The organism is Neobacillus vireti (assembly GCF_001026695.1).
Classification (GTDB): Bacteria; Bacillota; Bacilli; order Bacillales; family Cytobacillaceae; genus Neobacillus; species Neobacillus vireti.
Genome location: NZ_LDNB01000018.1, coordinates 60,488 through 75,165 on the forward strand (window position 1 = coordinate 60,488; position 14,678 = coordinate 75,165).

The 14,678-nt window shown below is 38.7% G+C and carries 8 protein-coding genes and 2 pseudogenes; 4 read left to right on the forward strand and 6 right to left on the reverse strand.

What is annotated here, in order from left to right:
• Positions 1–51: 51 nt before the first annotated feature.
• From AA980_RS28335 to AA980_RS28340, 3 genes and pseudogenes are all read left to right on the forward strand, one after another.
• Positions 52–376: pseudogene (locus AA980_RS28335) on the forward strand (DUF4181 domain-containing protein).
• Between the two features lie 7 nt (positions 377–383).
• Positions 384–542, forward strand: a complete 159-nt coding sequence (locus AA980_RS27390; RefSeq protein WP_156351209.1) for a hypothetical protein — start codon at positions 384–386, stop codon at positions 540–542.
• 162 nt (positions 543–704) lie between these two features.
• Positions 705–1,040 (forward strand): annotated as a pseudogene (locus AA980_RS28340) (DUF805 domain-containing protein).
• 36 nt (positions 1,041–1,076) lie between these two features.
• On the opposite strand, the gene AA980_RS28110 reads toward AA980_RS28340, so the two are convergent.
• From AA980_RS28110 to AA980_RS23070, 6 genes are all read right to left on the reverse strand, one after another.
• Positions 1,077–1,202: a hypothetical protein gene (locus AA980_RS28110; RefSeq protein WP_268926667.1), complete on the reverse strand. Its 126-nt coding sequence runs from the start codon at positions 1,200–1,202 to the stop codon at positions 1,077–1,079.
• A gap of 181 nt (positions 1,203–1,383) precedes the next feature.
• Positions 1,384–2,661, reverse strand: coding sequence for a C40 family peptidase (locus AA980_RS23050; protein ID WP_024030171.1), 1,278 nt, complete (start codon positions 2,659–2,661; stop codon positions 1,384–1,386).
• 232 nt (positions 2,662–2,893) lie between these two features.
• Entirely contained in the window at positions 2,894–3,763 is an 870-nt protein-coding gene (locus AA980_RS23055) for a cupredoxin domain-containing protein (RefSeq protein WP_024030170.1), read from the reverse strand.
• A gap of 24 nt (positions 3,764–3,787) precedes the next feature.
• The gene (locus AA980_RS23060) at positions 3,788–4,762 is read right to left on the reverse strand and encodes a TIGR03943 family putative permease subunit (protein WP_024030169.1); all 975 of its coding nucleotides are present in this window, start codon (positions 4,760–4,762) and stop codon (positions 3,788–3,790) included.
• Positions 4,763–4,800: 38 nt separating this feature from the next.
• Positions 4,801–5,847 carry a permease gene (locus tag AA980_RS23065; RefSeq protein WP_024030168.1) on the reverse strand — a complete coding sequence of 349 codons (1,047 nt, stop codon included), beginning with the start codon at positions 5,845–5,847 and terminating at the stop codon, positions 4,801–4,803.
• A 19-nt stretch (positions 5,848–5,866) separates the two neighbouring features.
• Positions 5,867–7,069 carry a HupE/UreJ family protein gene (locus AA980_RS23070; protein ID WP_024030167.1) on the reverse strand — a complete coding sequence of 401 codons (1,203 nt, stop codon included), beginning with the start codon at positions 7,067–7,069 and terminating at the stop codon, positions 5,867–5,869.
• A 1,152-nt stretch (positions 7,070–8,221) separates the two neighbouring features.
• Between AA980_RS23070 and AA980_RS28345 the strand changes: the two genes are divergently transcribed.
• Positions 8,222–13,893, forward strand: a 5,672-nt coding sequence (locus tag AA980_RS28345) for a DUF4350 domain-containing protein (protein WP_407937482.1), incomplete at its 3' end; no start/stop codon positions are given.
• Positions 13,894–14,678: the final 785 nt, after the last annotated feature.

Genomic DNA, 14,678 nt, shown 5'->3' on the forward strand with positions numbered 1-14,678 from the left:
GGGGATCCGTGCATGGATTTCAAAAGCTTGCTGCTGTTTTTAATTCCTTGGATGCTATTCATTAGTCTTTTTGAGTTCATTTTACGAAAAAAATTAAACATTAAAAGGCCAAAAGGCTTCTATCACAGGGTGAACAACCTGCACAAAAGAGTAGAAACGGGTGTCATCATTGTTTTTTTTTCTTTCCTATATCATCATGGAGTTCTTTTTTTCCGGAATGGGCAAATATACGTTGTTTATCTTTTTTACCGTTATATTTGGCATCCGCGCTTTTATGGAATGGAAATTTGATCGCCTGAAAAGGGAATACATCATTACCTTCTGGGGATTATGCCTCTTTTGTGCTTTTACCATTAACTTCATCTTACTGTTTTAGGGGACTCATGTTTAGGCCGTTTAGACACAATTTCTCCCTAACAGTACTGGGGAATTTCAATGACCCTGATGGGAACTCGCTTGAATATTTGTCCGTCCTCGACGGTGAGCCGCAGCCGGAGCTTGGCGCCATCCATTTGAGCAAATGGAACCAGCTTCAATCATAACGGCGGGAGTGACGGAGGACAGGCACCCCAATGTCCATCAACGATAAAAGTTGGAAGATAAATTTTTAAAAAATTTCCAATATATAGCTTAAATTGCGGATGATATACTAAAAAAGTTAATAACTGTAAGACATTATTTTATTTCTCAGGGGGATTTTCTTCATACAATGGTATTTGAAAGTGATGTAGAATTACGTCGGATTTGCAGGGAGAGCAAGGCGTCAGGAATATTGGATGTTTTATCTTGTTAATTCTATTATTTCCATTATCCTTGTCGCTTTGATGGAGCTTCAGATTCATTAGCAATAATCGTTTTCATTTATTTTTTGGTTTACCATCTTTAGCTGTCGCCGTTCGCAGGCTTCACGATACCGGAAGAAGCGGCTGGTGGATGTTTATTAACTGGGTTCCATTTGGCGGCATCGTCTCCCTTGTCTTCATCTGTACCAATAGCCAGCCGGGGGCGATAACCAATACGGCACAAATCCAAAAGCATGACCTAAGGAACAAAAGACCAGGCACCCTGTCCCACTCTTAGTGAGACGGGGTGCCTGTCCCTGTATCGCTTGACATATATTCAAATAATTGGGTTAAGTATTTGTTCAGTTCGAAGCCGTTTTCGCTAGCAAATTCCGATAGTAACAATTTATTTTCCTCCATCCTTCATTCCTCCTCGATTTATGATCTACTAGTATTATTACCAATCTTGCAATCTTTTAATCAGGTAAAATAAAAAAAACTCGCTGGTGGGCGATTTATGAGGCGTAGTTGCACTTATGTCTGATAGGAAAGTTATACATAAAAAAGCCAGTATCCTTTTATAGGAGACTGGCCAAAGCTTTTAGTAGAGCCGCTTAAATGCCGCAAAGTGAGCGGTATAGTAGGGGCTTTTTAGATTGGAAATCATGATGCCGTACTTTTCATCGGCGTGGATGAATTGGTCGCCGCCGAGATAAAAACCGACATGGGAGATTCCTTTTGTGTATGTATTTTCAAAAAATACAAGGTCGCCGGCTTGCGGTTTGTCGACATAATAGCTGCGGTCATAATAGCCTGCTGCCGAATAGCGGCCGATTTTCGTGCCTGCTTGGTTCGCGACGTAATAAATGAACCCGCTGCAGTCGAAGCCGGAGAGAGTGCTGCCGCCCCAAACATAAGGAACGCCGATTACACTCTTTGCAGCCGCAATCGTCTTTGCGGCAAAATCAGTTTTTGCTGTACCATCTGTCTTCCCAGTACCAGCGGTCTTCGGTACCTCAGCACTGGTGCCTGACACCTTCAGCTTCTGTCCAATATAAATCATGTCGGATTTTAGGCCGTTGAGTGCCTTCAAGTCCTGAACGGTCATTTTATATTGGGCAGCAATTTTTCCGAGGATATCACCGCTTTTTACAACATACTCAGATGTCACCGGCGGCTTTACAGTTACCGGCGATGTTGTCACCGGCGGCTTTACGGCTGCAGGAGGTGTCGTAACCTTTGGCGGTGCTGCAGTGGTGTTTTTTGCTGTGACCTTTAGCTTCTGCCCAGCATAAATCATATCTGACTTCAAGTTATTCAGTGTCTTCAACTGCTGAACGGTCATCTTAAATTCGACACCAATTTTGCTCAGGGTGTCGCCGCTTTTGATGGTATACTCACTTGTTGTTGTTTGCTGAGCTGGTGCAGTTGCAGCCGGAGCGAGAGCCTGTGGAGCCGGCTTCGGAGCAGTCACGGTCACAGTTTGGCCGGGAGCAGACACCTTCAGGACTTGTCCGACAAGAATCAGTGTCCCGCTCAGGTTGTTCCATTGCTGCAATTCACCGACGGTCACATTGTAGCGGTTGGCAATTTTGATCAAGGCATCACCGCTCACAACTGTATAAGTGGTTTGTTTTACCGCTGTAACGGTTGTAGTTGCAGGAGCAGAGCCGATTTGTAAAATTTGATTTTCATAAATTAGATCGGATTTTAATCCGTTCTGGACCTTGATTTCATTGACACTAGTCTTATATTTCAAGGCAATTTTTGATAGGCTGTCCCCTTTTTGAACCTTGTAGCTATCAGCGAGGGCGGAACCGGCAAACAGCGTCGAAAAAAGGGCTGTTGTCGAAAGTGTGCGAATAATAGTCTTCTTCATCTAGAAAAAATCACCTCATATTTTCATATTTGCCTACATTTTACCATAGTTTGCTAAAATATTATTGGAAAAATGAAAAATAGGGCGAAATTCTTATGAAGCCAAAGTCACTGGAAATACCTTTTCACTTAAATCCCTTTTTTCTTAATTATACAAAAAGTACCCTATAGGAGACTTTTTTAAGTGTCTACTCTATAGGGTACTTTTTATTTATTGCAGAGCCTTTTTACATTTATTTGTTGGCTTCTTTTACAGTCAATAAACCTTCAGACTTGCCCGGTTCAAGCATTAGGTGATACTGGCCAATTTGTGGGTTATCTAAGAGGACCGTGTTATTTCCTTTTTTTAAGACAACATTGAGTTTTAAATCGTTCGATATTAATGTTACTTGTTTGCCTTCTTGTAAGTCGACGTTGAAATTTACTTTAATCATTGTATTTGCTTTTAAAATTGTATTTTTTGGATCAAATCCTGAAGGTGTTACATTTATAGTTGCAACCTGTAAATCATTCTCTTCGTCCATTACAGCATTTTGTTTCTGAGGCTGACCAATTACACCAACATGAAAATGGTTAAGATTTAGAAGAATAATAAAGAGCAAGATAGCAAATATTGATGAAAGTGCAATAGTTGGTGCAAGAGAAACCTTGTTTTTGACCTTTTTAGAACGTTTTTTATTCTGTTCGGTAACAATCTGTTTATCAAAAAGTTTTAAAAGCAAAAAGATGAAAAGGACAAAAAAGATATCAACTATAAGAAAAGGTGTTGTAGATATAAACGTCATAAATCCTAATGTGCAGCCAATCGATGCACCAATAAGACCTGATAATAATTCATTTAGCCCTTTGACCTTTTGGAAGGGACCGCCAACAAGATATCCACAAATGATAGCAACAAGAAAACAAATAATAATTGTTAAAGTAAGATTATAATTAGAAATCTGCATCAACAAAAAGCCAACCGTTGCAGTAGAAAATCCTGTTAGTAATGTTGTAACAGTTCCAATTGCCTTGGAGAAATTTTCTTTGTTGCGATTAAAGTGGAGAATACAATAGCCGGATATTAGTAAAACAAGTAATAAACTTCCTATCTTTAATAGCATCTAAACACCTCTTAATAGTTCATATTACAATTTAGAACCAAAATCCCAATCTGGATAAACATATTGAACACTTGGTGCAACTGCAGGTTCTGTTTTTTCTACATCAATTTTAATGACGGTTTGACCATTAAATGTTGTTTTACTGATTTTTCCAGTGATTGTAACCCAAGAATCATTGACAAATTGGTCAGGGGTATCTGCCTCAGCAATAAACCCAAAAGGAGAAATATCGGCTATACAGTGGGTCATTCCCATCCTAGCAATAATAAATTGGTTACTCGATAATCCATCTTCACGATAAATAAAGCCTTTGATTTTAATTTCTTTATTTTGGAAATTATCCACAAAATTATTCATCGATTGCAGCTTTTCAATGAACCATTTATCCTTCATCTCAATAACATCTTGTTTATATAATACCATCCCGAGTTTGGCATAATCTTTATCATAAACATTCGTTTTAAACATTTTCTTTAATGCAGGATCCTCGTTACCTTCTATTTCCACTACTTCACCTTTAGCGTGATTTTGCGAAGATAAACCACCGAAATTCATGCCTCTACTCCCAGCAAGTGAGCTAGATTGAGCCTGATTTGGTAATATGAAACCTAGAAGAAGCGGCAAGAGAAATAAACTGTAGATAAAAATATCTTTCCAAATTGATTTTTTTAATAGATGTGTATGGTGATGACCGAAAACATTCTCGTCATGTTCGCCATGGCTATGGTGGTGAGAATGATCATGGTCGTGTTCATGGTCATGGCCACATTCACAAATAATAACAGGTCTTTTTAAGGAAAGAACAGCAATATAAAATTGAAAAGCAGAAACAATCATCAGAACCACAGCAGCGATATCAACATAAATAACAAGCTGCGGGACAATAAACTGGAGAATATCTCCTGTCGCTGTTAAGACTAACATATATATGGAAAAGCCCAAAAGTATGGCTGCCCTTAAAAAATAATGGATATTTGTGGAGCCAAATTTATTTTTCAATCAAATCACGACCTTTTTAGTATTTCCAAACAACTGGATTAAAAAGCCAATTGCAAAACGATTGTCCCCACAAACACCAATATCGTAACAAGTCCACAAAGTAAGAGAACAAAGCGAGATCTAAAAACAGCTAACATCATCAGAATCCCTTTAATATTGATCATCGGCCCAAAAACCATAAAACCAATCAATGAGCTTTTCGTAAAAATAGTTTGTAGAGATTGGGCAACAAACGCATCTGATGTGGAACAAAGCGATAGGATAAATCCTAGCCCCATCATCACTAAATTGGCGGCCGGTCCGCTGTTTCCTACTGCAATCAAGCTATTTTGTGATACAAAAACTTGAAGAAGGGCCACGATGATTGAACCAAACACTAAATATTTCCCCATATCGAAAAATTCACTAACGGTATGACCCATGACTTCAATTAATTTATTTTTTACTGGTTTCTTGGAACTAATAGCTGAATGATGATGTTGATGTTTTTCCTCAATATTATTTTTCAAATGTGTCAATTGTTCGCGTAACTGATTTGATTTAACAAATTTAAAAACAATCAATCCAACGATAAGTGCAACTACAAAAGCTAGTCCCATTCGATAAAAGGCGATCGCCGGCTGACTGCGAAAAGCTGTTAATGTTGATAAAAACACGATTGGATTCAGAATCGGTCCAACTAGGATAAAAGTAGTGGCAACATATAACGGCATCCCTTTTTTTATTAATTTACGAATCGCAGGGACCATGCCGCATTCGCAAATGGGAAAGATAATACCCAACACGCTTGCAGCGATAATCCCCAAAATTGGATTTTTTGGAATGAATTTACGAATCATTGTATCTGTAACAAACACTTGAAGGATGGCCGAGACAAAAACGCCGATTAAGATAAAGGGCATCGCTTCAATAATAATGCTTATTAACATCATTTTAAACATTTGCAACTTAGGGCTCGTTACGATTGAACTAGGGTCATAAGTAGATAAAACATATAAGATTCCGATGATCACTAAACTCAGAATAATAAGCAGTTGAGAATTTGATTTGACAGGTGTGCTTTTTTTAATAGCAGTATTTCTCAAAGGATACAACTCCTTGATTTTAAGATAGTAATCGCTCGATTAACCAAAATCCACCTAGAAGAAATGCAATACTTGAGATCGTGATAATTGCCTTCCTTGAATATTTAGATCGGTGTAACAGAGTTAATAACGGTAATAAAAGGACGACTATTAATAGTTGGATTATTTCAATTCCGATATTGAAGCTAGCCAGGTCAATGGCTAATTCACTCTTAGGGATATGCATCTCCGTTAATATATCGGCAAATCCCATTCCGTGTATAAGTCCGAAGAGAAAAGTTAATACCCATCTGTAGCTAACCTTTTTGCGGAAAATATTTTCCAAGGCCACATAACAGATACTTATGGCAATGGCAGGTTCCACAATGCTTGGCGGTATATTAATGATTCCTAAAACGGTTAAGGTTAACGTTAAGCTATGCGCAATCGTAAAAGCAGTGATGACGGTCGCAATCTGTTTAAAGCTTTGTCTAGCTATTAATAGTGACAGTAAGAATAGGATATGGTCATAACCTTCAAGGATATGGTTAATCCCTAGCTTCATAAATGAAAGCCAGCCTGACGCTGAGTGTGATTCAGCTGACTTATTAGCTTGTCCATCCTGCATAGGGGTTCCATTTTTATCTCCTGCATTATTGGCACCGTAATCATTTTCACTTAGGATCATGGACCAAGAGCGATTACTTCCTGAAAGGGCAGCTGTGCTATTTTGACTGCCATAATTAACCTTTAATAGATCAACGTAGTTTGCGGTTTTATCATTTGAATATAGATTATCAGTAAACGTTATGGACTGTGAAGTAGTAATTGCCGGAAATAAAACGACAATACGGAGTTGAGTCTCATCTCCTTTTCGGTTTAAACTAATTTCGTTTATCTTAGTCCAATCTTGTTGCTGACCATCTATTTTTAAACTAGTATTTTCTTTTAATATTGAGACAATTTTATCTTTAATTGCTTCAAACTCCTCTGGTTCTAACATTCCATTTTTATTAACATCTCCACCTGCTAATTCAATTACAGAAACCTCATCTATTTCATATGTCATTTTGGTTTCCGAGTTTGTCAGCTGTAAAGTGGTGAAACTAGCACTATAGGCATGGGCCTCGGCAATCTGAATAGTAGATACAAAAGTCATGATGGGAATGAGTAACAAGAGCAAAAAGCGACAATAATTCCGCCATTTCGACAAAATCTTCATGTTAAGAGGGGGAGCACTCATGATAAAATACCTCCGGAAAATATGTTTTTTATTAAGGAATCACAGTAACTATACCATATGAATTGTTAATTCAATATAAAGTGTTCGTAAAATTTGTAGAATTTTGTAGAATTGAAGCGCTATTCATAATAGAATTATAAGGGCAAAGACCTATAAATAAAAAGAGGGGGAATAAAGGGGTGGGTACAGGTACTTATTACCATTACCCAAAGGGCAGGATTAGCTTTCATAATAATGATGTAAGCGCTTCAACAAATCATTTTAGGAGGAATGTCATAGGTGTACGGATTTATTAGAAAGTACAAGAAATGGGTAAGCCTTTGTTTAACAGCATTAATGTTGTTATCAATGGTTAATCCCAACATGGCAAAAGCAGCAACTGATCCTGTTACTCTAGCAAAATGGCCATTACTTGAAGGCCAGGATCTAAAGGCGACTATCGGATTGGCCGAAAATTTAGGGAATACGTTATCTATTAGTGGAGCAGCCCTTACTGCATACGCAGCTGGACCTTCAACAGGTACTAAAGTTGTTAATTCTAACACTTGGACATACTCAGAAACAAATCCAGCGTATTGGAAAGTACAATTATCAACAAAGGGATATGAAAATATTACTTTATCATCAAAACAGATTAGTTCTTCAACTGGACCTAAAGATTTCAAACTGGAATACAGTTTGAATGATACCGATTGGCTAGAAATTCCAAATGGTAAAATAACCATTACAAGTGCAGATTGGAAAACTAATGCAGAGTTAATTAATTTTACTCTGCCTAGTGAGGTAAGTGATCAAAGCAACCTTTATGTTAGATGGAAATTAGATTCAGATGCTGCTTCTACTAGTACAAGTAACAACGGAAAAATTGCTACAGGAGGTACTAGCCGAATTGCTGACATCGAGTTCAAAGGAGAGCCAACTAATTCCACGCCTCTTGAAAAATCAGCAGCACCTAATGCAGAAAAAGTAACATTCAATTCTTACACAAGCGTTACTGGTGCTGCTGGAGCAGTAGCTAATAATGCACAAGTAAAGGTATATGATGAAACCAACACCTTAATGGGCTCTGCAACAGCTGCAGCAGATGGTTCATTTACTGCAACTATTGCAAACCCACAATACAAACAATTAGTTTATATTGCTGCTCAAGAAATGGATAAAGGTCTTAGTGAAAAAGTAGCTATAAGCTATACAGGCACTGTCATTCAAAAAACAGCAGCACCAATTGCTTCTAAAATCGCATATGATTCGTATACAGATGTCAAGGGAGCAGCAGGAGCAGTAGCAAATAATGCGACTGTTAAACTTTATTTTGACGACAATACTGTGGTGGCAACTGCTACTGCTGGTGCAGATGGTTCATTTAGCTTCACATTTGCCAATCCGCAATCTAAACCAGTAGTTAATATTACGGCACAAGAAACTGGTAAAGACCAGAGTGACAAGGTTGCCGTTAACTATTCTGGTGCTACAGGAAATCCAACAAGTGTTTCACCAGGAGACGTTGTTTTTAGTCAACTATATGTTAATGGTGGAAACAGCGGTGCATTTTACAAAACGAAGTTCTTCGAGCTTTACAATAATACAGATAAAGACATTGATCTAAATGGCTGGTCGATTGCTTATACTGCTGCGACAACGATGAACTTTAGTGCAGGTCAAGCATTATCAGGTACGATTAAAGCCCATGGTTACTTCCTAGTGGCAGGGTATACTGGAACAACAGGAATAGACCTTCCTGTAAAGCCAGATGTGACAACAACACTAAATCCGAGCGGTTCAGCGGGTGGTGCTTTAGTTCTTGCTCAGAAAAAAACATCTGTAACCGGTGCCGATGATCCGGATGCGATTGATTTATTAGCATTTACGAATGGAACTGCGACTTTCAAAAATCCATTATATTGGGGAAGCCCGATTTCAGATGCTTCCGTTGGTGGAGGAACGATCTTACGTAAGACCGATATCGGTTCAGACCCACGAACAGCATATGGAATGGGTAATGGCTGGTTTACGAAAGATCCTTCCAAAGATTTTATTTTAAATAAACCATCAGGTGGTAATACTGCCGAAGAGATGGTCGTTCACAATTCAAAATTCATGCTTTCACCTGACACTAAAAAAATTACTTTTACAAATGCTAGTGGTACTGCAACAGTTGCAGGACAATCTGGTTCAGTTCCAGCTTCAGCTACTGTAAAGGCTTATGTAGAGAACGCTGGCACTTTAACTAGTCCACAGCAAGTTACTGCAGGAGCAGATGGTTCTTTTACAATGAACTTCTCGAATGCTAGTTCAGTAGTTTACTTGACACATACTGATACAACGCAGCCTACAGCTCTTGAAAGCAGCTATGCAAGAATAGATGTGGCTGGCACAGTTAAGACGGTCACTTCATTAAGTGAATTACGCAAAAATGATACAAATGGGTTTCCAATCAATGTTGGCTACACAACAACAATTGAAGGGGTTGCAAACGGTAATAACACCCCAGTTGGAAATGTAAAAACGAATTTCAATATTCAAGATTCAACAGGTGCTATCAATGTCGTAAATAAAATGGATCCAACTGTACCAATTAAAGCGGGAGCTAAGTACAGTATTGATGGACGAGTTGTATTTACTGCAGGGCAAACACAGTTTATTCCAACTGAGATTAAATATGTTGGAGATGACACTGTCCCTGCACCAGAGCAAATAGCTATTAGTTCATTAAACGAAACAAAAGAAAGCAAATTAGTCACTTTCATTGGAAAAGTAACAAATATCCCAGCCAATGGCCCGGATTATGATATTACTGTTAGCGATGAAACTGGTGCTAATTTAGCAATCGTCCGGATACAAGGTGCTCTAGGTGATATTGAACAAGGTTCCAGCTATTCATTTACGGGAATTGTTGGTCAATATAAGAAAATAGCTCCTTTTACGAGTGGTTATTTTCTGCTAGCTTCTGATGTTAAAGGGCAATTGGCATTAACCCATACGCCGCTCGAGAAAGCTTATACAGGCTTTGACGTTGCTTTTACAGCTATGGCAAAAAATGCTGATTCAGTAACGCTTTATTACAAAGGGGAAGCTGATTCAAACTATCAAAAAATTGGCATGAACTCTGCAGATAATAAAAACTATAATGGGAAAATCCTAAAGGCTGATGTGCCAAAAGATAAATTCTTCTATTATATTGAAGCGACAAGTGGTGAAGATAAAAAATCTGTTGGTGATGCTGCAAACCCTATAGAGGTTAATGTAGTTGCAAAAACAGACGGACCAGCATTTTCAAATCCATCGCCAGCAAATGGAGACAAGATTGATTCAAGATATCCAACCATTTCAGTAAAAATGGATGATCCGAGTGGTGTCAATACTTCAGCGGCAACCATTAAAATCGATGGTAAGGATTTTACTTCAAAAGCAGTTATTAGCGAAACAGAAATTAAGTTAGTTCTTACCAAAAGTGATGAATTAATAGAAGGTGAACATGTTGTAGCTGTAACGGCAAAAGATAAGCTTGGAAATTCTTCTGATTTCACATGGAAATTCACTGTAGCAAAAAGGTTTGTTGGTGGAAACCATTATCGTGGTACAACACATAACCATACAAACATTTCGCATGATGCTGCGGGAGATCCAGAAAAGGCATTGAAGGATGCTCAAAAATATCATTATGATTACTTTGCCTTTTCCGATCATTCACATGACATTGATGCAAGCCTTGTGAATAAAGATACTGTTGATCACGGTGGAATGAAAGAACGAACTGGTGGCAGTGATTGGCAATTAACAAAGGACTTAGCTAAAAAGTATACAAAGAATGGAGATTTCGTTGTATTCCCAGGATTTGAAATGACCTCGACTACATGGGGACATTCAAATGTATTCGGAACAGATAACTTCATTGACCGTGTTGTTGATGGTGGAACCTATCAAAAGCTGCAAAGCTATTACAGCTGGGCAATCACATATGATGATATTGTAGCTCAGTTTAACCATCCAAAAATGTCAAATAATGCATTTGATAATTTTATTCCTTATGACAAAAAAGTCGATAAGCTCTTCACGATGCTTGAAGTAGGAAATGGATCAGGGAAGTATTCATATGCAAATGCTGAAGATAAGTATTATAGTGCACTTGACATCGGCTGGCATGTTGCTCCAACATACGGTGAGGACAACCATGATGCTACATGGGGTCAAACGAAAAAACGTACTGTAATCGTAGCAGATGATTTAACTACAGACTCACTTCTTGATGCGATGAAGCACATGCGCGTGTATATGAGTGAAGATCCAAACTTTACCTTAGATGTATCTGCCAGTGGTTTCTATATGGGATCTACTGTAGATACGGACACTTTGGATTTCAAGATTTCAGGAAGTGATCCTGTATCTGAAGACCCATCAAACCCTGACTATAGCTATGTTAAAACACCTTCAAACGATGCAATTGCAAAGGTTGAATTGATCACAAATCGCGGCAGGGTTATAGATAAATATACTCCAAAGGATGATTCGACTTCATTTACTTGGAACCCAAGTGTAACTGTAGCTGGTGGACAACAATGGTTTGTCGTTAAAGTTACACAAAAAGATGGCGATCAAATTTATTCTGCGCCAATCTGGTCTCAAGAAAAGGATGTAGCGGTTAACGTAAGTAATATTAGTACACCAGATGGAGCGATTATTGGTGGTGTTCCAACAACTCTTACCGCAGGTGTGAGTAACCTCGGAAGTGTAACAGTAAGCAAAATAAAAGCAAAGTTCTATTATGATAGTATTGATGCTGCTCACTTTATTGCAGACGCTGGCATTGACTCACTTGCAGCAAATGCTTCAGGTAATGCAAGTGTTGTCTGGAACAATCCAGTTGCGGGAACCCACAATATTATTGTCGTTCTTTCTGCTGACAGTCACGATCTAGGCGATAATAATTTTGAACAAAGTTTTGTTGTTAAAGCACCATTAGGCAAAACAATTATGATTGATGGTACTCATGGTAATGAAAATACAAAAAGTGATCTTGGAACATATAAAGATAACCTAAAATTACTCACTACTGTATTGAAGCAGCAAGGATATACAGTTGTTGAAAATGCAACGACTCTAAGTGATGCTGTATTAACAAATGTAGATGTATTAGTGGTTACACACCCAGCATCTGCTTACGGAACAAATGAAATTGCAGCGATTAAAAAGTTTGTCACAAATGGCGGTTCACTACTAATGACAGAAAAGAGTAATTTCGGTGGATCGAACCAAAATCTAAACACAATCCTATCAGAAGTTGGTTCAACAATCGCAGTGAACAACGATGGTGTGTTTGATGAAACAAGTAGCGGTAACTTCTGGAGTACACCGTTAACATCTAATTTCTCTGTTCGCTTACACCCAACACCTGTAAGCAATGGATTGACAGATTTTGTTCCAACGATTGAATATTATAGTGGTTCAAGTCTTGCCAAAGTTGATGAAACAGGTAAAAAAGTTCAATTAACAGATAGCGATACGGTAACCATCTTGGCGCGAGGAAATGAATCAACATTCCAAGATACATCAAGTATGAAAGCTGATTCTGTATCCTATAACGTCCAGACGTCGAATGGGAAAAACGGCCCGCCATTGGATAAAGTTACAGGCGGTTCAATTATTCCAATGATTGCGTCCGAACAGATTGGAAAAGGTAGAGTAGTAGTTTCCGGAATGAATGTGTTCAATGACAAGCAAATCGATCAAACATTTAGTCCAAAAGGAAATGAGCGCTTAGCCGTCAATGTTGTCAACTGGTTATCACATCTTGAACCAAATGTTAAATCAATTGGGGATGCACGTAAGTTAGCTGAAGGAACAAATGTTGTTGTGGAAGGAACAGTAACAACAACTATATTCTTTGACGCAGTGTATATTCAAGATAGTACTGGCGGTATCATGGCCTTTAATGATGTGCCAGTCGGAAGTTTAGAAAATGGAGACAAAGTTCGTATTTACGGACACATTAAAACATTTGAAAATAACTTAGAATTAGAGTTCGGTAGTTTTGAAGAAAGTGTTGTAAAACTTGGTAAAGGTCCGCAAATTGAACCTAAGTTAGTAAGCACACATGATTCAATTAGTAATCAATACCAAGGAAGTCTAGTTAAAGTTATTGGTAAAGTCGTTGATATCCCTGATGGAGATTCATATATCATTAACGACGGTTCTGGTGATGTATTAGTGTTCACAGATGGCTATGTCGAAAAACTAAGCGGCGTTCCAGTTCCAAGTCTTAAAGTCGGTGACACGCTTGAAGCAGTCGGTTTATCTGGTAGATTCAGTGAAGGCGACCGCATCCGTGTACGTGATACAAGGGAGCTAGTTGGAACAGTTGCTCCTGATACTAATAGCCCAGTCGTAACGGGTGTTGCGGATAACGGAATTTACAATACGGATGTTACCATCACCTTTGATAAGGGGACTGCAACATTAAATGGAAAAGACTTTAAAAATGGGACAGTAGTTTCGGAAGAAGGAAGCTACACATTAGTGGTAACCGATGCAGCAGGTAACAAAACAACAGTTACGTTTACGATTGATAAAACAGCACCAAAAGTAACAGGCGTAGAAAACAATGGAATCTACAACAAAGATGTCACGGTTTCCTTTGATAAAGGGACAGCGACATTAGATGGAGTAGCGTTCACAAGCGGAACGGTTGTAAAGGCAGAAGGCACCCACACATTAGTGGTAACCGATGCAACAGGTAACACAACAACGATTACGTTTAAGATTGATAAAACAGCACCAAAAGTAACAGGCGTAGAAAACAATGGAATCTACAACAAAGATGTCACGGTNAAGTGCAGAAGGCACCCACACATTAGTGGTAACCGATGCAGCAGGCAACAAAACAACAGTTACGTTTACCATTGATAAAACAGCACCAAAAGTAACAGGAGTAGAAAACAATGGAATCTACAACAAAGATGTCACGGTTTCCTTTGATAAAGGAACAGCGACATTAGATGGAGTAGCGTTCACAAGCGGAACGGTTGTAAGTGCAGAAGGCACCCACACATTAGTGGTAACTGATGCAGCAGGCAACAAAACAACAGTTACGTTTACAATTGATAAAACAGCACCAAAAGTAACAGGCGTAGAAAACAATGGAATCTACAACAAAGATGTCACGGTTTCCTTTGATAAAGGGACAGCGACATTAGATGGAGTAGCGTTCACAAGCGGAACGGTTGTAAAGGCAGAAGGCACCCACACATTAGTGGTAACCGATGCAGCAGGCAACAAAACAACAGTTACGTTTACGATTGATAAAACAGCACCAAAAGTAACAGGCGTAGAAAACAATGGAATCTACAACAAAGATGTCACGGTTTCCTTTGATAAAGGGACAGCGACATTAGATGGAGTAGCGTTCACAAGCGGAACGGTTGTAAGTGCAGAAGGCACCCACACATTAGTGGTAACCGATGCAGCAGGCAACAAAACAACAGTTACGTTTACCATTGATAAAACAGCACCAAAAGTAACAGGCGTAGAAAACAATGGAATCTACAACAAAGATGTCACGGTTTCCTTTGATAAAGGAACAGCGACATTAGATGGAGTAGCGTTCACAAGCGGA